The organism is Halogranum rubrum (genome assembly GCF_900114455.1).
Classification (GTDB): Archaea; Halobacteriota; Halobacteria; order Halobacteriales; family Haloferacaceae; genus Halogranum; species Halogranum rubrum.
Window position 1 is genome coordinate 105,943 of record NZ_FOTC01000005.1, and the last position, 17,469, is coordinate 123,411.

Annotated in this window: 15 protein-coding genes and 1 tRNA gene; 10 read left to right on the forward strand and 6 right to left on the reverse strand. The window is 64.5% G+C overall.

Features of this window, described 5'->3' with window-relative positions:
- Positions 1 to 27 precede the first annotated feature (27 nt).
- Entirely contained in the window at positions 28 to 2,478 is a 2,451-nt protein-coding gene (locus tag BM083_RS17585; protein WP_089871148.1) for an ATP-dependent DNA helicase, read from the forward strand.
- The gene (gene cgi121, locus BM083_RS17590) at positions 2,475 to 2,972 is read left to right on the forward strand and encodes a KEOPS complex subunit Cgi121 (RefSeq protein WP_089871151.1); all 498 of its coding nucleotides are present in this window, start codon (positions 2,475 to 2,477) and stop codon (positions 2,970 to 2,972) included. The genes BM083_RS17585 and cgi121 overlap by 4 nt, the downstream gene beginning before the upstream one ends.
- Positions 2,973 to 3,143: 171 nt before the next feature.
- Here the strand turns inward: cgi121 and BM083_RS17595 are convergent.
- Positions 3,144 to 3,216: transfer RNA gene (locus BM083_RS17595), tRNA-Gln, on the reverse strand.
- 133 nt (positions 3,217 to 3,349) lie between these two features.
- Between BM083_RS17595 and BM083_RS17600 the strand changes: the two genes are divergently transcribed.
- Positions 3,350 to 3,925: an IMP cyclohydrolase gene (locus BM083_RS17600; RefSeq protein WP_089871153.1), complete on the forward strand. Its 576-nt coding sequence runs from the start codon at positions 3,350 to 3,352 to the stop codon at positions 3,923 to 3,925.
- 50 nt (positions 3,926 to 3,975) lie between these two features.
- The gene (locus tag BM083_RS17605; RefSeq protein ID WP_089871155.1) at positions 3,976 to 4,635 is read left to right on the forward strand and encodes a metallophosphoesterase family protein; all 660 of its coding nucleotides are present in this window, start codon (positions 3,976 to 3,978) and stop codon (positions 4,633 to 4,635) included.
- 22 nt (positions 4,636 to 4,657) lie between these two features.
- Here the strand turns inward: BM083_RS17605 and BM083_RS17610 are convergent, their stop codons facing one another.
- Positions 4,658 to 5,836 carry an aspartate kinase gene (locus tag BM083_RS17610; protein ID WP_089871157.1) on the reverse strand — a complete coding sequence of 393 codons (1,179 nt, stop codon included), beginning with the start codon at positions 5,834 to 5,836 and terminating at the stop codon, positions 4,658 to 4,660.
- 183 nt (positions 5,837 to 6,019) lie between these two features.
- On the opposite strand from BM083_RS17610, the gene BM083_RS17615 reads away from it, so the two are divergent.
- Positions 6,020 to 6,451 carry a hypothetical protein gene (locus BM083_RS17615; protein WP_218148983.1) on the forward strand — a complete coding sequence of 144 codons (432 nt, stop codon included), beginning with the start codon at positions 6,020 to 6,022 and terminating at the stop codon, positions 6,449 to 6,451.
- A gap of 10 nt (positions 6,452 to 6,461) precedes the next feature.
- On the opposite strand, the gene BM083_RS17620 is transcribed toward BM083_RS17615, so the two are convergent.
- Together BM083_RS17620 and BM083_RS17625 are read right to left on the reverse strand one after the other, a co-directional pair.
- A complete protein-coding gene (locus BM083_RS17620; protein ID WP_089871159.1) occupies positions 6,462 to 7,592 on the reverse strand; it encodes an oxidoreductase in 1,131 nt (376 codons plus the stop codon).
- A 322-nt stretch (positions 7,593 to 7,914) separates the two neighbouring features.
- Positions 7,915 to 8,535 (reverse strand): ferritin family protein, encoded by a 621-nt coding sequence (locus BM083_RS17625; RefSeq protein ID WP_089871161.1) that lies wholly within the window; start codon positions 8,533 to 8,535, stop codon positions 7,915 to 7,917.
- Between the two features lie 116 nt (positions 8,536 to 8,651).
- On the opposite strand from BM083_RS17625, the gene BM083_RS17630 reads away from it, so the two are divergent.
- Complete coding sequence (locus BM083_RS17630; protein ID WP_089871163.1) at positions 8,652 to 10,157, forward strand: stage II sporulation protein M; 1,506 nt, start codon at positions 8,652 to 8,654, stop codon at positions 10,155 to 10,157.
- 105 nt (positions 10,158 to 10,262) lie between these two features.
- Here BM083_RS17630 and BM083_RS17635 read toward each other — a convergent pair whose 3' ends face one another.
- Positions 10,263 to 11,117 (reverse strand): sulfurtransferase, encoded by an 855-nt coding sequence (locus BM083_RS17635; RefSeq protein WP_049893745.1) that lies wholly within the window; start codon positions 11,115 to 11,117, stop codon positions 10,263 to 10,265.
- Positions 11,118 to 11,378: 261 nt separating this feature from the next.
- Here BM083_RS17635 and BM083_RS17640 point away from each other — a divergent pair, with 261 nt between their 5' ends.
- Complete coding sequence (locus BM083_RS17640) at positions 11,379 to 12,215, forward strand: sulfurtransferase (RefSeq protein WP_089871165.1); 837 nt, start codon at positions 11,379 to 11,381, stop codon at positions 12,213 to 12,215.
- Positions 12,216 to 12,281: 66 nt separating this feature from the next.
- Here BM083_RS17640 and BM083_RS17645 read toward each other — a convergent pair whose 3' ends face one another.
- Positions 12,282 to 13,346, reverse strand: coding sequence for an AI-2E family transporter (locus BM083_RS17645; protein WP_089871167.1), 1,065 nt, complete (start codon positions 13,344 to 13,346; stop codon positions 12,282 to 12,284).
- A gap of 106 nt (positions 13,347 to 13,452) precedes the next feature.
- Between BM083_RS17645 and BM083_RS17650 the strand changes: the two genes are divergently transcribed.
- The 3 genes from BM083_RS17650 to BM083_RS17660 are packed head-to-tail and all read left to right on the forward strand — an operon-like array spanning position 13,453 to position 17,438.
- On the forward strand, positions 13,453 to 14,592 hold the full coding sequence (locus BM083_RS17650) for a thiamine ABC transporter substrate-binding protein (protein ID WP_089871170.1): 1,140 nt from the start codon (positions 13,453 to 13,455) through the stop codon (positions 14,590 to 14,592).
- Between the two features lie 46 nt (positions 14,593 to 14,638).
- Positions 14,639 to 16,387, forward strand: coding sequence for an ABC transporter permease (locus BM083_RS17655; protein ID WP_177197688.1), 1,749 nt, complete (start codon positions 14,639 to 14,641; stop codon positions 16,385 to 16,387).
- Positions 16,380 to 17,438, forward strand: a complete 1,059-nt coding sequence (locus BM083_RS17660; RefSeq protein WP_089871325.1) for an ABC transporter ATP-binding protein — start codon at positions 16,380 to 16,382, stop codon at positions 17,436 to 17,438. Before BM083_RS17655 ends, BM083_RS17660 begins: the two co-directional genes overlap by 8 nt.
- The last annotated feature ends 31 nt before the right edge of the window (positions 17,439 to 17,469 follow it).

Consider the following 17,469-nt stretch of genomic DNA (forward strand, 5'->3'; position numbering starts at 1 on the left):
ACCGAAGCACGGTCCAACCTCGGTGCAATGAACACAGCGGACCTACACGGCCTCCCGCCGGGGGTCCCCGAGCACCTCCAGTCGGAGGGAATCGAGGAGCTCTACCCCCCGCAGGGCGACGCCGTCGACGCCGGTATCTTAGACGGCGAGAGCGTCGTCGCCAGTATTCCGACGGCGAGTGGGAAGACGCTCATCGCCGAACTCGCCATGCTCTCTGCAGTCCAGCGCGGCGGGAAGGCGCTCTACATCGTCCCCCTCCGTGCGCTCGCCAGCGAGAAGAAAGCCGAGTTCGAGCGGTGGGCCGAGTACGGCGTCACCGTCGGCGTCTCCACCGGCAACTATCAGTCGTCGGGTGAGTGGCTCGGTTCGCGTGACATCATCGTCGCGACGTCGGAGAAGGTCGACTCGCTCGTCCGCAACGGCGCGCCGTGGGTCGACGACCTCTCTTGTGTCGTCGCCGACGAAGTCCACCTCGTCGACGACAGACACCGCGGGCCGACACTCGAAGTGACGCTCGCGAAGTTGCGCAAGATCAACCCCGGACTCCAGACCGTCGCCCTCTCCGCAACCGTCGGCAACGCCGACGAAGTGGCCGACTGGCTCGACGCCACGCTCGTCCAGTCCGACTGGCGACCAATCGACCTGAAGATGGGCGTCCACTACGGAAGTGCGATAAATTTCGACGACGGGAGCCAACGCGAGGTGCCGGTCGAACGCGGCCAAAAGAAGACGGCCGCACTCGTCGACGACACGCTGAAAGAGGGTGGCTCCTCGCTCGTCTTCGTCAACTCCCGTCGAAACGCCGAATCCGAGGCGCGACGACTAGCCGACGTGACGAAGGCGCGACTCACCGGACAGGAGCGAGACGACCTCCGCGAGTTGGCGAAGGAACTCCGAGACGTCTCCGACACCGACACGAGCGACGACTTGGCCGACGCCGTCGCCAAGGGCGCGGCGTTCCACCACGCCGGTCTCGCCAGCGAACACCGCGCACTCGTCGAGGAGGCGTTCCGCGACCGACTCATCAAAGTCGTCTGCGCGACGCCGACGCTGGCCGCCGGAGTCAACACACCGAGTCGGCGCGTCATCGTCCGCGACTGGCGGCGCTACGACGGCGAGTTCGGCGGCATGAAACCGCTCGACGTGCTCGAAGTCCACCAGATGTGTGGCCGTGCGGGTCGGCCGGGACTCGACCCCTACGGCGAAGCCGTCTTGCTCGCGAAAGATTCGGAGACGATGGACGAACTGTTCGAGCGCTACGTGTGGGCCGAGGCCGAAGACGTGCGCTCGAAACTCGCCGCCGAACCCGCCCTCCGAACGCATCTGCTCGCCACCGTCGCCTCCGGGTTCGCCAACACGCGACAGGGGCTCTTGGACTTCCTCGACCAGACGCTCTACGCGACGCAGACGACGGAGTCGGGTCGACTCGAAACGGTGACCGACACCGTCCTCGCGTATCTGGAAGCGAACGAGTTCATCGAGAGAGAGGAGGGAACCATCCGCGCGACCAACATCGGCCACACCGTCTCGCGGCTCTATCTGGACCCGATGAGCGCCGCCGAGATAATCGACGGCCTGCGCTACGCGGCCGACAAACGCGTCGAGAAACTCCGAGTCATCGAAGGAGGCGGGTCGGCGTCGAAGTCGTCGAAATCGTCGAGGCCGTCGAAATCGAAGAACGAACCGGACGAGACTGCCGGGTTCACGACGGCGAGTGAATTGCAGGCCGAACGGGACGGTGAAGACGACGACGTGGAGGACGGAGACGACGAGAATCTCGACGCCGACGACTTCGAGACGACCTATCCGACGCCGCTCGGCCTCTACCACCTCGTCTCACGCACGCCGGACATGTACGAACTCTACCTCAAATCCGGCGACCGAGAGACGTACACCGAACTCTGCTACGAGCGCGAGGCGGAGTTCCTCGGGCGGACACCGTCGGAGTACGAGGACGTCGCCTTCGAGGACTGGCTCGCGGCGTTGAAGACGGCGAGACTCCTCGAAGACTGGGCCAGCGAGACGGACGAGGACCGCATCACCGACCGCTACGGCGTCGGCCCCGGCGACATCCGCGGGAAGGTCGACACCGCCCAGTGGTTGCTCGGCGCGGCCGAACAACTCGCGGGCGACCTCGATTTGGGCAACAACGTCGCCGTCCGCGAGGCGAAAAAGCGCGTCGAGTACGGCGTTCGCGAGGAACTACTCAACCTCGCCGGTGTCCGCGGCGTCGGTCGGAAGCGCGCCCGGAGACTCTACGAAGCCGGTATCGTCTCCCGCGCGGACCTCCGCGACGCGGACAAGTCGGTCGTGCTCGCCGCCCTCCGCGGCCGTCAGAAGACGGCCGAGAACATACTCGAAGCCGTCGGGCGGCGCGACCCCTCGATGGACGAAATCGAAGAAGACACCTCGACTCGCGTCGCCGCGGGGGCGAGCGAAGACGACGACGGACAGGCCAGTCTGGGTGATTTCGGATGAGACTCGTCGAAGGAGTGGTCGAAGTCGACGACGTCGGCGCGTTCGTCGCCCGTATCGGCGACATCGCCGACGAAGCAGGTGTGACGGTACAGGTGTTCGACGCCCGGTACGTCGTCTCCCGACGCCACCTCGAACGGGCCGTCGAGTTGGCCGACAGAGCCATCGAACGGGGCGAGAACGTCGCTCGCGACAGAGCCGTCGAGATTCTCTGCTACGTCGCGGGACGTCGCCAAATCGACCGGGCGCTGACGCTCGGTGTCGACGAGGGACGGACACCAGTGGTGGCCCTAGTCGATGGCGACGACGAGAGCGACGAGGCCGACGCCGAGACAGCACTCCGTGAGTTACTCGACCCTGCGGAGACGCTCGGCGACTACGACGACGAACTGGTTCGTGACTACTTCGAGATACAAGAGACAGAACTCACAGCGACGGCCGGGAGCGTCGAAGATCTCGTCTTAGAGCGGATCGCGCTCCTCGACGTAGAGAAGTAAGTTTCGGTTTCGTCTAACCCCTTTGTTTCGACTGGAGACCGACAGACTGCGTCGACATAGCTCACTAAAAGCCACGGAACGAGTGATAGCACCAGTGTATATTTGGAGTGGTCGACGGTGTTACCGCCTCGTCGGCGAACGACGTCGCTGGAGAAGACGAATGTGAGAGAATAGTTCCACCAGGATTCGAACCTGGGTCGTTGCCCCCAGAAGGCAACAGGATTGGCCACTACCCCATGGAACTTCGTTCGCACCCACATCTACTGCTGCATCCTTCTTAAGTATTGCGTGATTGTTGGACTGTGCGGATTCCTGTCAGACTGGCCGACTGTGCATAAACCGCCACGTTTTTTGGGTCTAGTTGTGCAGAGTCATGTATGTATATCGGACGTTTCATCGTCATCGGTCCCGAAGTCGGCGCGTATCGCGTCTCGTCGCGCTCGTTCCCGAACCGGCAGGTCGTCGACCGAGACGGCACGCTCACGGTCGCGCCGACGCCGGACGCACCGGAGACGGACAACCCGTACATCTCCTACAACTGCGTCCGTGAAGTCGACGGAAAGGCTGTCGTCGGCAACGGGTCACAGGTCGACCCCATCACGGAGAAACTCGGTCTCGGCTACCCCGCTCGCGACGCTCTCGCCGAGACGCTGTTGGCACTCGACTACGAGAAAGACGACTACGACACGCCGCGCATCGCCGGCGTCGTCGGTGCCGACGAAGCCTACATCGGCATCGTCCGTAAGGACGCTCTACTCGTGAAGGAAGTCGACGAACCGACACTCGTCGCGACCTACGAAGAGGACACCCCGCGGTCGTTCCAGTTCGACGCCGAGACGGCGAGTACAGCGGCAACTGAGGCCTACGACCAAGAGTTCGAGCACGCCGTCTGCGCCGCCGGCGTCCGCGTGACCGACTCGGGTGTCGAGACGGCCATCGAGAACGGCGAGTAGCGTCGCACCCGGCCACGAGTTCTAACACGTTCGCTCACGCACAGGTAGCTATGCGACTAGGCGTACTCTCCGACATCCACGCGAACCGCGTCGCACTCGACGCCGTCTTCGAGGATATGCCACGAGTCGACGGACTCGTCTGTGCCGGCGACGTCGTCGGCTACAACCCGTGGCCCGCAGAGTGCGTCGCCGAAGTCCGCGAGCGAGCGATACCGACGGTGCAGGGAAACCACGACCGGGCCGCCTCGACGGGGTCGGCGTTCGGCTTCAACAGCATGGCTCGCGCCGGCGTCGACTACACCCGCGAGCAACTCGACGCCGAGAGCATCGAGTGGCTCGGGACGTTACCGACGGAACGAACCGTCGCCGACGGCCGAGTCAAAGTCGTGCACGGCCACCCCGACGACCCGGACCACTACACCCGCCCACACGAGTTCGCCCCCGACTTACTGGGTGAGGAGGACGTCCTGGTCATGGGCCACACCCACGTCCAACATCACGAAGTGTACGACGAAGGAATCGTACTGAACCCCGGTAGCGTCGGCCAACCACGTGATGGCGACGAGCGCGCCGCCTACGCGGTTCTCGACCTCGATGCGATGGAAGTCGAAGAACGCCGCGTCGACTACTCGATTCGGTCCGTCGTCGACGCGGTTCGGGAGGCCGGGTTGCCAGAACGAATCGGGACGCGGTTGTTAGACGGGAAGTGAGGCAGCGAAAAGAAGAGCTAGCTCAGAACTTGTCTTGGACGATTTTGAGCGTCTCTTCGCGGTCGTCCCACGCGACGAAGATGGCGACTGAGGTGGCGCTCGTGATGACGTCGTGGAGGTTGATTCCGGCCTCGGCCAGCGGCGTGACGATGTTCTGGAGTACGCCTGGTCGGTTCGGGAGTTCGCCACCCGTCACACGGACGACGGCGATTTCGTCGTCGACGGTGACCGAGGAGAGCAGGTCGTCTTTGACGACTTCGCCGTGGAGGACGTTCTCGGCCTCTTCGGCGAGGTCGATGTCGACGTAGAAGGTGATAGAGTCCATCCCGCTCGCGACGGCTTCGACGTTTATCTCCGACCCGCGGAGTGCCTGCGAGAGGTCCGCGAGGATACCCGGTCGGTTCCGAATCGCTCGCCCGGCGACGGTGAGGCAGGCGAGTTTGTTCTCCTGCATGTCGATGAGGTTCGTGAACTTCCCCTCGATGCGAGTACCGCCGGTCAGGAGGTCACCGTGCTGGTAGTGGACGACGCGGACGTCGAGGGTGTCGTCCTTGTACGAGAGCGCAGAGGGTGCGACCACTTCCGCGCCGCGGAACGAGAGGTTTCGGAGTTCGTCGACGGTGATACGCCCGACGTTTCGCGCGCCTTCGACGACGTGTGGGTCGCCGGTCATGACGCCTTCGACGTCGGTGACGATGACGACTTCGTCGGCGTCCATGTACTTGCCGAGCATCACGGCACTCGTGTCTGAGCCACCGCGGCCGAGCGTCGTCACTTCGCCTTCGAGATTCTGGGCGAGGAAGCCAGTGATGACGGGGACGACCCCGTCGAGTTCTTCGGCCAACTTGGCGGCGCGCTTCGACGTCTCCTCAACGTCGACTTCGCCGAGGTCGTTGGTGATGACCGGCCACTGTTCACTACCGGGTTCGAGAAAGAGTGCGTTGACGCCCCGAGCAGAGAGGGCGGCCTTGAGCATCCGGACGCTCGTCCGTTCGCCCATACTGACGATTTCGGCGCGGTCGGAATCCGAGGCGTCGAACTTGATGTCGTCGAGCAGGTCGTCGGTCGTACTGCCCATCGCGCTCGCGACGACGGCGATCTCGTGGCCGTGTTCGACGGCAGCAGCGATAGAGTCGGCCGCGCGGTTGATTCGGTTCCCGCTTCCGAGAGACGTCCCGCCGAACTTCGCGACTACGCGCATGCGACTCCCTCCAAGACGGTCGACACTGCGGACTGGTGCGTAAACATGCGACAGCGTAGCGTGGGGAGCCGCATAACTGTGTCCACTTACTCAACGGTTGCCGATTGGACAGATAGTGACACGGTCGTCGGGAGACCCTCGGTTCCCGTGGAGTTTTACGCCTGTTTCCCGTGGATATGGGACATGAGTAGCTTGCACGTCCGAGACGCCGTCGAGAGTGACGCCGACGGGCTCGCCACGCTCGCAAACCTCCCGGCGGACGTCGTTCGCGACAGTATCCACGACCGAGCGGTCAGCGTCGCCGAGCGACCCCCCGAGGGCGAAGAAGCCGAGAACGGCAGAGACAGCGAGTTAGCGGGGTTCGTAAGTTTCGATGCCCGCGACGACGTCGTCCACGTCACCCAGTTCGGCGGGTCGCCGGAGGCCTGCGAGCGACTCCTCGAGGAACCGGTTCGGTTCGCCGAGAACGAAGGGATGGAGGTAGAGATAGTCGTCACCGCGAGCGACGACTCGATGCGAACTGCAGTGGAAGCGGTGGGGTTCGAAAAACGTGGAAGCGGGCCGATGTTCGAGGGTGAGCGGACGGTTCGATACCGTCTCTCGCCGGATACGTAATCGACCGTCGTCAGTCGTCGAGCGACGCGACGTCGGCGTCCGGCACCTCGTGGTCGCCGATGGTCGCTTTCGGCAGGAGAATCTCTTCGAAGTCGAACGGGTCAGGGTCCTCGCCCGCGGCGACCTGCTTCGGCCAGTCGGGGTTCGAGAGTGCGCTCGTCCCGAGCGTCACGAGGTCCGACCCGGCCTCGATGGCCTGCCGGGCGGCGTCGGGGTCACCGAGTCCACCGTTGTCGACGACGGCCGTCCCGTCGCCGCTGTGCTCGACGGCGAGGTCCGCGAGCGTCGGTCCCGTGTCGCCGAAGGCGGGCGTCGTAGCGTCCGTCCCCGTCACGTGGATGTAGTCCGCACCGGCCTCCGAGAGCGCCGAGAAGATGACCTCGGCGTCGTCCTCCTCGCCGGGCCAGCGGTACTCGTCGTCGTTGACCTTCTCCTGCGAGACGCGGACGCCGACGACGAAACCGTCGGGAAGTTCCGCGTCGACGGCTTCCAGTACCTCGGCCGGGAAGCGCACGCGGTTCTCGACGTCGCCGCCGTACTCGTCGTCGCGCTGATTGGCGTCGGCCGCGAGGAACTCGTTCAAGAGATAGCCGTTGGCGGCGTGGAGTTCCACGCCGTCGAATCCGGCCTCCTCTGCGTTGCGTGCGGCCGCGACGAACGACTGCCGGATGCCGACGAGTTCCTTCGTCAGCAGTTCCCGCGGCGTCTCGAACTCACCCTCACCGCCGTAGAGTCCGGACTTCTCGCCGACCGGTTGGACGGCGGAGGGACCGACCGTCTCGTCGGCGTGCGGGTTCCCCTGCGAGATGGCTCCCGCGTGCATCAGTTGGGCGAAGATAGGTGCGCCCGCCTCGTGGACGGCGTCGGTCACCTGCTGCCACGACTCGACGTGGTCCTCGGTGACGAGTCCGGGTTGGTTCAGATAGCCCTGACTGTACTCGTGGTCGGTGTAGACGCCCTCAGAGACGAGAAAGGAGAAGCCACCGCGGGCGAACTTGGCGTAGTAGCGCGCCATCTGTTCTGTGGCGCGTCCGTCGTCGGTCGCACTCGTTCGCGTCATCGGCGCGAGGCCGACGCGGTTGTCCAGCGACACATCGTCGAAGTCGAACGACTCGAAGAGCACGTCGGATTCCTCTGACATCGCTTGCACTTGGGACGGCACAGGGAAATACTGAATCCGGAGTTGCACGCCCCGCACACTGAACATGTGGTAGCGTCCGCCAATCAGTCAGGGGACAGGCAGTAGGGAGCGTCGTCGCGGCGGTAGGCAGGCTTTCAGCTGTGCGGTACGGCGGTAATCCTGTTGTACCGCGAGCGAGGCCGAAGGCCGAGCGAGCGGCCTTTTTGGCCCACGGGAAGACGCTTCGCGTCTTCCAAGCCTTCGCGGTGAAACCGCGAAGAGAGCTTTTTCGAGGAGTGGTGTGCGAGCGCAGCGAGCACACCCGACGAAGAAAAAGGTCGTTTCAGCAGACGTTCTTCGGCTTCACGCCCATCGATTCGAGCGTCTCGACGTAGTCGTCGTAGGCGGCTTCGACGACGGCGTCGGCAGCGGCCTTCGCCTCGTCCCACTGTTCGTCCGTCTTACAGGCTTTGTCGAGCGCATCGGCGACGGCGTCGAGGTGGTCGTCGTAGTCGTCACGGATGCCGCGGAACGTGTTGGCCGACGAGGGGTCGGCGTCGCCGACGAAGAAGCCGACCATCTGCTCGGCCGTCTTCTTCGTGACGAGCGTCCGTCCGGCGAGTGCGCCGAGTCGCGCCGGGAAGTCCGAGAACCCTTCGAGCGTCTCGTACATCGCCTGCGACGTGTCTGGGTTGCCTTCTTCGGAGCCGATGGCGTCGACGTGTGCCTCCTCGTCGTCGGCGACCTGCTGGAAGACGGGTGCGGCGTCCGGGTCGTCCTCGCTGTCGGCCCAGTCCGCGAAGAGACGAGCGGCCGTCGACGCCTCGTCGTGGGCGGCGGCGCGGACGTTCGGAGCGTTCATCTCGCCGCCCGTGAGCGCGTACAGTGATTTCGAGGAGCCGAGACGCGAGAGTGCGGTCTCGTGGTCGTCACGAAGCTGACCGACGAAGGTGTGTCCGTCCATACGCCGCCGTACTCTCGCCGACGATTTGTAAGCATCGGCAAGCGTCCGCGCGTGGACACCGAGACCGAGACACGGCGACGAGAACAGTTAGGAGTCTGGCACGAGAGGCCACGACTGTGACACTCGCATCAGCCCTCCGCTCGGGAGTTCGACTGCCCGTCCAGTACGCCTGGACCGTCCTCCCGTTCTACCTGCTCGCAACCGGCAGCCTCGTCGTCGCGCGTGTTCCGCTCGTCGCGGGACTCGCCGCCGCCATCTCGCTGCTCCACGTGCAGGGTCGTCTCGAACCGTTCGTCCGCACACTCGACGGACTCCAACCCAACCAACTCGACACCTCGGACCCGACGACGCTCCCATCCGGACTCGACGAAGCCGTCACTGGACTGGTGACACCGACGGTCGTCGGGATTCTCGGCGTCGCACTCCTCGCGATGCTCGTCGTCTGGATCTTCACGCAGGCGGTTGCCTCCGCTGGAACGTTCTCGGCAGTCTACGCGGCACTCGACGGCCGCGACCCCTTGACCGACGGGGTTCGAGGTATCGTTCGCCACTGGCGGGCGTTCGTCGGCCTAGCACTCCTCCGTCTCCTCGTCTTGCTCGTCGCCGTCGGCGTCGTCGCCGGTGGCGTCGCCGCGGGCCTCGCGGTGAGTGGTCCGCTCGGCGTCGTCGTGGGCGTCTCGGTCGGTCTCCTCGCTCTCGTCGGCCTCCTCGTCGTCTCGCTCGCGCTCTCGTTCGTCGGCCCTGCAGTCGTCGTCGACGACGTCGGAGTCGGCGGAAGCGTCCGCGGCAGTCTCGGGTTCATCCGCCGAAATCCAGTCACGTTCGTCCTCTTCTTCGCCATCTCTATCGGCGTCTCGCTCGCCGTCGGTACGGCCGCTGCGCTGGCTAACTTCGCGGGGGCCGGTCGACTCGTCGGCGTACTGACCCCGCTCCTCGTCGCTCCCGCGCTCGGGGGGTTCCAAACGGCGCTCTACGCCGGGGTCGAACTCCCCGAACCTTCCGGACAGCACGACGAACGGTCACGTCGCCGGCGACTCACCGGTGGCTTCGGTCGAGGATGGCGAGCGCTCCGGCAGTTCGTCGTCGGTCATCCCCTCTCAATCGTCGCCGCCGCCGTCGTCCTCACCGGCGGTATCGCGGCCGGGTGGATGCTCACCGCTCCGTACGGTGTGTCGATTCAACCACCTGAAGACGTCGCTGGTGTGTTCGGTACCGTCGCTATCGGCCCCTTCGTCAACATCGCGGCCAACAACTGGCTGGTCGCGACGGGCGGAAGTTACGGTGGACTCGCCTTCGGTGTCCCGCAAGTGTCCGAGTTGTTGTTCAACGGCGTGTTCATCGGCGCGCTAGCCGGTCTCTTCGACCGCGTCGGCTTCGTCGCGCTGGTCGCACCGCACGGCGTCATCGAACTCCCGGCGCTCGCCGTCTCGGGGGGACTCGGCTTCCACCTCGGACGTGTCGGACTCGACTGGTTCCGTGGCCGACTCGACGCGGCCGACGTGGGCGACGAACTCGGCCGAGCGTTCGAAGTGCTCGTCGGACTGGCACTCGTCTTCGTCGTCGCCGCATTCATCGAGGCGTTCCTGACGCCGCGAATCGCGGCGTTCGTCCTCGGCGGGTAGGTGAAAGAAGGAAAGAATCGGTGAGAACCGGTGAGAGTCGACCGAATCGACTCAGTCGGCGAATTCGCCGGGTTCAGTGAGTTCAGCGAATTCAGCGAGTTCGGCTTAGTTGCCTTTCTCGATGGGCGCCCCGACGAGGTTGCCCCACTCCGTCCACGACCCGTCGTAGTTGGTGACGTTGTCGTAGCCGAGCAGTTCGTGGAGTGCGAACCACGCAATCGAGGAGCGCTCGCCGATACGGCAGTAGGCGATGACGTCCTGGTCGTCGTTGACGCCTTCGGCCTCGTACATCTCACGCAGTTCGTCGGCCGACTTGAACGTGCCGTCGTCGGTGACCGTCGCGGCCCACGAGATGTTGCGCGCGCCGGGGACGTGACCGCCGCGCTGCGCCGTCTCCTGCAGACCCGGCGGTGCGAGAATCTCGCCGGAGTACTCCTCGGGCGAGCGAACGTCGACCAGCGGCAGGCCTTTGTCGATGGCCTTCTCGACGTCGTCGCGGTAGGCGCGGATGGACTCGAACGGACCGCGGGCGGTGTACTCGGTTTCCGAGAACTCCGGTGCCTCCTCCGTGAGCGGATAGTCGTTGTCGAGCCAGTAGTCGCGACCACCGTTCATCAGGCGGACGTCCTCGTGGCCGTAGTACTTGAACTGCCAGTAGGTGTAGGCGGCGAACCAGTTGGAGTTGTCGCCGTAGAGGACGACGGTGTCGTCGTCGCTGATGCCGTGAGAACCGAGCAGTTCCTCGAAATCCTCCTGCGTCAGGATGTCACGAGTCGTCTGGTCCTGCAGCTGGGTCTCCCAGTTGAAGGCGATGGCCCCGGGGGCGTGGCCCTCGTCGTAGGCTTCGGTGTCGACGTCGACTTCGACCAGTCGATAGCTAGAGTCGTCGCTCTGGAATTCGTCGAGGTGGTCCTCCACCCAGTCCGCGGAGACGAGAACGTCTTTTGCGTAATCAGACATTGCACCCCCATATACTCCACAAAGTCGTATAATACCACTAGCCAGGGCATAGTTCGCCTCTCCTACCGACTTGCGGAGATTGTTGCCGCGGACAGCTGGAGACGGAAGCGAGAGACGCAGACGCACCGTTCGTCCATAACTGCTGTGTAATGAGTGTCGACTACCGGCCGAGCTTTCGGACTAAATTGCCGCTATCTAGGTTCGCTGGCCGCTGGTGTCGAAGCCCGGAACGATAAGACGGTCCGGGGTCAACGCCCTCGCATGTACGAGAATCTCGTCGTGTCGGCCGACTGGCTGGCCGACAATCTGGACGACGTTCGTGTCGTCGACGTGCGCGACGCGTGGGAGTTCGACGGTATCGGTCACGTACCGGGTGCGGTGAGCATCCCGTTCGACTCCTTCAGAAGCGACGTCGGCGACGAGGGGATGCTCCCCGGGACGGACGTCTGGACGGACCTCATGGACGAAGCCGGAATCGACGCCGACGACACACTCGTCGCCTACGACGACACTCACGGCGTCTTCGCCGCACGCTTCCTCGTCACCGCAGAACTCTACGGCCACCGCGACCTACACCTCCTGAACGGCGACTTCAGCGCGTGGAGCCGAGAACACGAAGTCGAACGCGACGCCGTCGACTACCCCGAGAGCGACTACGAGGTACGCGACCCCGAGTCGTCACCACTCGTCGGCTACGACTACGTCCTCGACGCCGTCGAGCGCGTCGAAACAGGAGGGGAAGACGCAGAGACGGTCATCGTCGACACCCGTGAGGCGTGGGAGTACGAGGAGAGCCACGTCCCGGGTGCCGTCCAGTTGGACTGGATGGGACTGGTCGACGACGGGAGTCGAGGTCTGAAGTCGGACGAGAAACTGGAGGAACTGCTCGCCGAACGAGGAATCACGCCCGAGAAAGAAGTCGTCCTTTACTGTAACACTGCCCGACGCATCAGCCACACCTACGTCGTGCTCCGACATCTGGGGTACGAGAACGTCGCGTTCTACGAGGGGAGCCTGACCGAGTGGGACGAACGCGGTGGACCCGTCAAGACAGGCGAGACGGGCGAGACGGGCGAAACAAACGAGAGCGAGGAGTGAGGAGAAATCGGGTGTCGAGAGTCGGGTCCGTCGGCCGACGCGAGAGATTCAGTCGACGGATTCGGGCTACTCGGGCGAGTTAGGCGAGTTAGGCGAGTTAGGCGAGTTAGGCGATTCGGGCGACTCGAGCGTATCCATCCCGACGACGTCGTCGCGTAACTCGGCGGCGAGGAGGTTCGCCAGTTCGATGACGAGCGCGACGACGAGCGGACCCGCGATGAATCCGATTGGGCCGAGACTCAAGAGGCCGCCGACGAACCCGACGAAGTAGAGACTCCCCGGAAGGTTCGCCGTCTCCTTGGCGAGTCGAGGACGGATGAGAATGTCCGGCAACCAGGCGATGAAGAGTCCACCCACGAAGAAGACGAGAAGGGCCTGTGTGACTTGCTCGGCGATGACGTGCCACCCCGCGAGGACGGCGAGTAGGACACTCGGGCCGACGATGGGGATGAACTGTAGGACCGCAGAGATGGCAGCGAGCGTGAGCGGAAACTCGTATCCAAGCGCGAAGAAGACGGGCAGTGCGATGACGAACGTGCCGAGTGCCGTCGCCGCCTGCAGCACGTAGATGGCGAACAGCGTCTCGCGCGTCCGTCGGTTGAGCGCTTCGGCGACGTCGCGGTAGGTGGGCGGGACGAGCGCGAGCATCGCCGTTCGGGCGTCGCTCTGGTGGTGGAGGAGCGAGAAGACGAGCAGACCGAACAACGTGAACTTGACGAGCAAGACGGGAGCGGCCGTCGCTGCCACCCTCGCGAAGGTCCGACCGAGTCCGACGAAGAACGTCGACACCTCCTCGATGGTGACGGTGTACGTGAATCCGACCAGTTCGACGACGACTTCGTCGGGAAGCGACTCCAAGACGAGGAGGATACCTTCCAACCGTAAGACGAGAACGACGAAGAACGGTGCAGCGAGCGCGAGCGTCCCGAAGAAGGCGGCGAGTGTCGTCAGGAGGCTTGCCGTTCGAGGTGACAATCCGCGATGGGAGAGTTGCTGTCGGACGGGAATCAACAGATACGCGAGAGTAACGGAAAAGAAGACTGTCGAGAGTACGTCGGCGAGAAGCGCCGCTGCGAGGAGCGTGACGAAGACGAACAGTCCGCCGAGGACGTACTGTCGAGAGACGTTCATACTCGACCTGTGTGTGAGACGGACAAAACGGTTGTCCCGATTTCGACCGATGTGGCTTGAATAACAACCACGTCGCCTAAGTATGACCCAGTTCAATTACCGAGTAATGAAACGACGAGTCTTCCTCCGCTCCGCAGGTGTCGGCGCGACTGCACTCGTTGCAGGGTGTACGACACAGCAGGCGGACGGCGGAGCAGGGAGTGAGACGAGTGAATCGTCGACGACGGGCGGCGACGGTTCCACCGGAACGACGACGGGAACGACGGAGTCGTCGAGCGAGACGCTCAGAGTCGCCACCTACAGCGCCTTCGTCGACGCGCCGAGTTCGAGTCCCGGGCCGTGGCTGAAAGAACAGTTCGAGTCGGAGTTCGACACGACAATCGAGTGGCAGACGCCCGAGAACGAACTCAACTACTTCATCGAGCGTCAGTTGCAAGGCGTCGACCCGGGCGCGGACCTCTACGTCGGCCTCGACACGAACATGCTCATCCGACTCGACGAGAAACTGAACGACCCGCTGTTCGCCCCCGTCGAGTCGGGTGCGCTCTCGAATCGCGGCGACGTGAAGGAGTCACTGGAGTTCGACCCGCAGAACCGAGCGGTTCCGTACGACACGGGCTACATCTCGCTCGTCTACGACGAGACCCAGTCCACTGCACCCGAGACGTTCGACGGCCTCTTGGACCCCGAGTTCGAGGGCGATCTCATCACGCAGAATCCGACGTCGAGTGCGACGGGAAAGGCGTTTCTCCTCCACACCATCAAGGCGAAAGGTGAAGACGGCTATCTCGACTACTGGCAGAGGCTGAAAGACAACGGCGTGCGCGTCCTGGGAACGTGGGAGGACTCCTACACCGCCTACTCGAACGGTGAGGCACCGATGGTCGTCTCCTACTCGACAGACCAGGTGTACGCCAACGCCGACGGCGCAGACCTGCGCAAACACCAGATTCGCTTCCTGAACGGACAGGGGTACGCGAATCCCGAGGGGATGGCCCGCTTCGCCGACACCGAGAACGTGGAGACGGCGAACCGGTTCATGGACTTCCTCCTCCGTCCGGAAGTGCAGGCCGAAATCGCCGTCCGCAACGTACAGTTCCCGGCGACGACGACGGCCGAGTTGCCAGAAGAGTTCGCAAAGTACGCCCGCGAACCCGAGGAAGCCGTCACCTTCTCCTACGAGGAACTGAAGGGGAACCTCAGTGAGTGGACCGACGCGTGGGCGAGACAGTTCGCGAGCAAGTGACGGTGAGCGTTCGTCTCGCACGTCTCGTGAGTCTCGTGAGTCTCGCGTGACGGCGTCCGGTCGCCGACTGTCGGGGACACTCGACCGACTCGAACGACGGGCCCTCGTCCTCGTCGCCGCAGCGACGGCGCTCGCACTCCTCGTCCTCTTCTACTACCCCGTCGCGACGGTGTTCGTCGAGGCGGTCACCGTCGACGGCGCGCTGTCGACGGACCCTATCGCCGAGGTGCTCACGGACCGGTTCTACCTCGTCGACATCTTCTGGTTCACGGCGAAGCAAGCCGCGCTGTCGACCCTCGCCAGCGTCGCACTCGGCCTGCCGGGCGCGTGGATTCTCGCCCGCTTCGACTTTCCCGGCCGCGAGACACTCCGGTCGCTGACCATCCTCCCGTTCGTCCTCCCCTCTATCATGGTCGCCATCGGGTTCGTCGCCATGTTCGGCCAGAACGGGACGCTGAATCAGGTGCTCTCGTTCGTCGGCCTCGGCCCCGTGAGCCTGCTCTACACGCTCGAAGCCATCGTCCTCGCCCACGCCTTCTACAACGCACCGCTCGTGACGCGCATCACGACAGCGGCGTGGGAGAGCGTCGACGCCCGAACCGTCGAGACGGCCCGAAGCCTCGGCGCGAATCCGACGAGAGCGTTTCTGGACGTCGTCGTCCCGCAACTGTTACCCGCCGTCCTCGTCGGTGCGACGCTCACCTTCGTCTTCACCTTCGCCTCGTTTCCCATCGTGCTCGCACTCGGCGGGTTCCAGTTGGCGACGGTCGAAGTCTGGATATACAAACTCGTCGGCGAGTTGGAGTACGCCGAGGCGGCCGCCCTCGCCGTCGTCGAGACGGCTCTCTCGCTCGTGCTGACCTACGCGTACCTCCAGTACGAGGGGAGACAGCGAGGGGCCGGACAGGGCGCCCATCCGCAACCGCGACACTCGTTGCTTCCGGCGTTCTCGTCGCTCGGTCCGGACCGCTCGTCGGTCGAGTCGGTACTGACGCGACTCGCCGTCCTCGGCTACGGCGTCGTCGTCGCGGTGGTCTTCCTCGGTCCCATCGTCAGCATGATACTGGCGAGCGTGACGGGGCCAGAGGGTGAACTGACGCTCCGACACTACGAGTTCCTCCTCCAGCGGCAGGCGACGGGGGCGAGCTATCAGGTGAAACCGCTCCCGGCCATCCAGAACTCGCTACTCTACGCACTCGGGACGCTCCTGGTCGCGCTCCCGATGGGCGTCGTGATGGCCGTGCTGACGACGCGGCGGTTCCGCGGGCGGAAGGTCATCGACGCGCTGGCGATGGCGCCGCTCGCCGTGAGCGGTATCGTCGTCGGCCTCGGCATGTTGCGAGGACTCGTCTTCGGAATCCGCATCGGCGACACGCGCGTGCAAGTCGTCGGCACCGTCGCCATCGTCGCCGCCCACGCGGTGGCGGCGTACCCGTTCGTCACGCGAAACGTCGCGCCGCTCCTCGGCACGTTGGACTCCCGATTCGTGGAGTCGGCGCGGAGTCTCGGCGCGAGTCGGTTTCGGGCACTGCTCGACGTGGAGTTACCTCTCGTGTGGGCGGGCGTCGTCGCCGGTGCGGCGTTCGCCTTCGCCATCAGCATCGGCGAGTTCGATGCGACAGTTATCTTGGCCTCCGGGTCGGGCAGTTACACGATGCCCGTCGCCGTCGAACGCTTCCTCGGTCGCCGTCTCGGTCCAGCGACGGCGATGGGATGCGTGCTTCTCGTCGTGACGAGTCTGAGTTTCGTCGTCATCGAGCGCTATGGCGGTCAGTGGGGTGGTGACGATGTCTGAGATACACCTCGACTCGGTGTCGAAGCGCTACGGCGAGACGACGGCGCTGGTCGACGTGGACCTCGACGTCGCCGACGGCGATTTCTTCACGCTCGTCGGCCCCTCGGGGTGTGGAAAGACCACGACGCTCCGCCTCGTCGCCGGATTCGAGTCGCCGACAGATGGTCGAGTTCGGTTCGACGACGAAGAGATGGCGAAGGTTCCACCCGAAGCGAGGGGGGTCGGCGTCGTGTTCCAGAACTACGCGCTCTTCCCGCACATGAGCGTCGCCGAGAACGTCGGCTACGGTCTGCGCTTCACCGACCCGCCCGAGGGCGAGTCGAGGTCCGAACGCGTCGACCAGTTGCTCGACCTCGTCGACCTCGGCGGGATGGGCGACAGAGAGCCGAATCAGTTGTCCGGGGGCCAACAGCAGCGAGTGGCGTTGGCGCGGGCGCTCGCGCCCAGTCCGCGACTCCTCCTCCTCGACGAACCGATGAGCGCGCTCGACGCCCAGTTACGCGAGCGACTCCGGATGCAAATCAAGGAGATTCAGTCGGAACTCGACATCACGACGCTCTACGTCACCCACGACCAGGAGGAGGCGCTCGCCGTCTCCGACCGCGTCGCAGTCATGCGCGATGGGCGAGTCGAACAGGTCGGCACGCCGCGCGACATCTATCGTCGACCCGAGACGCGTTTCGTCGCCGAATTCGTCGGCGACAACAACCTCTTCGAAGGAACGATGCGCGAATTGTCAGTTTCTGCAGACGAAACGAAGGGGTATCTCGTCGACGTCGATAGTGAAGAGTTTCGGGTCGCAGGCGACGGGCGAAGTGAGGGCCTCGCCGTCGGCGACACGGTGACGTTCTGCGTCCGCCCCGAACAGTTGAGAGTCGGCGACGGCGAGAACCGCTTCACCGCGACCGTCGAAGGGTCGGAGTTCCTCGGCGAGACGACGCGAGTCCACCTCGACTGGAAGGGGCGGTCGGTGACACTACGAACGACGGACGTGCCGTCGGGAGCAGTCGAGTTAGGCTTCGACGCCGACGACGCGTGGCGAGTGTCGTAGTGTCGTAGCGTCAAGTTCGGTGGAGAAAAGG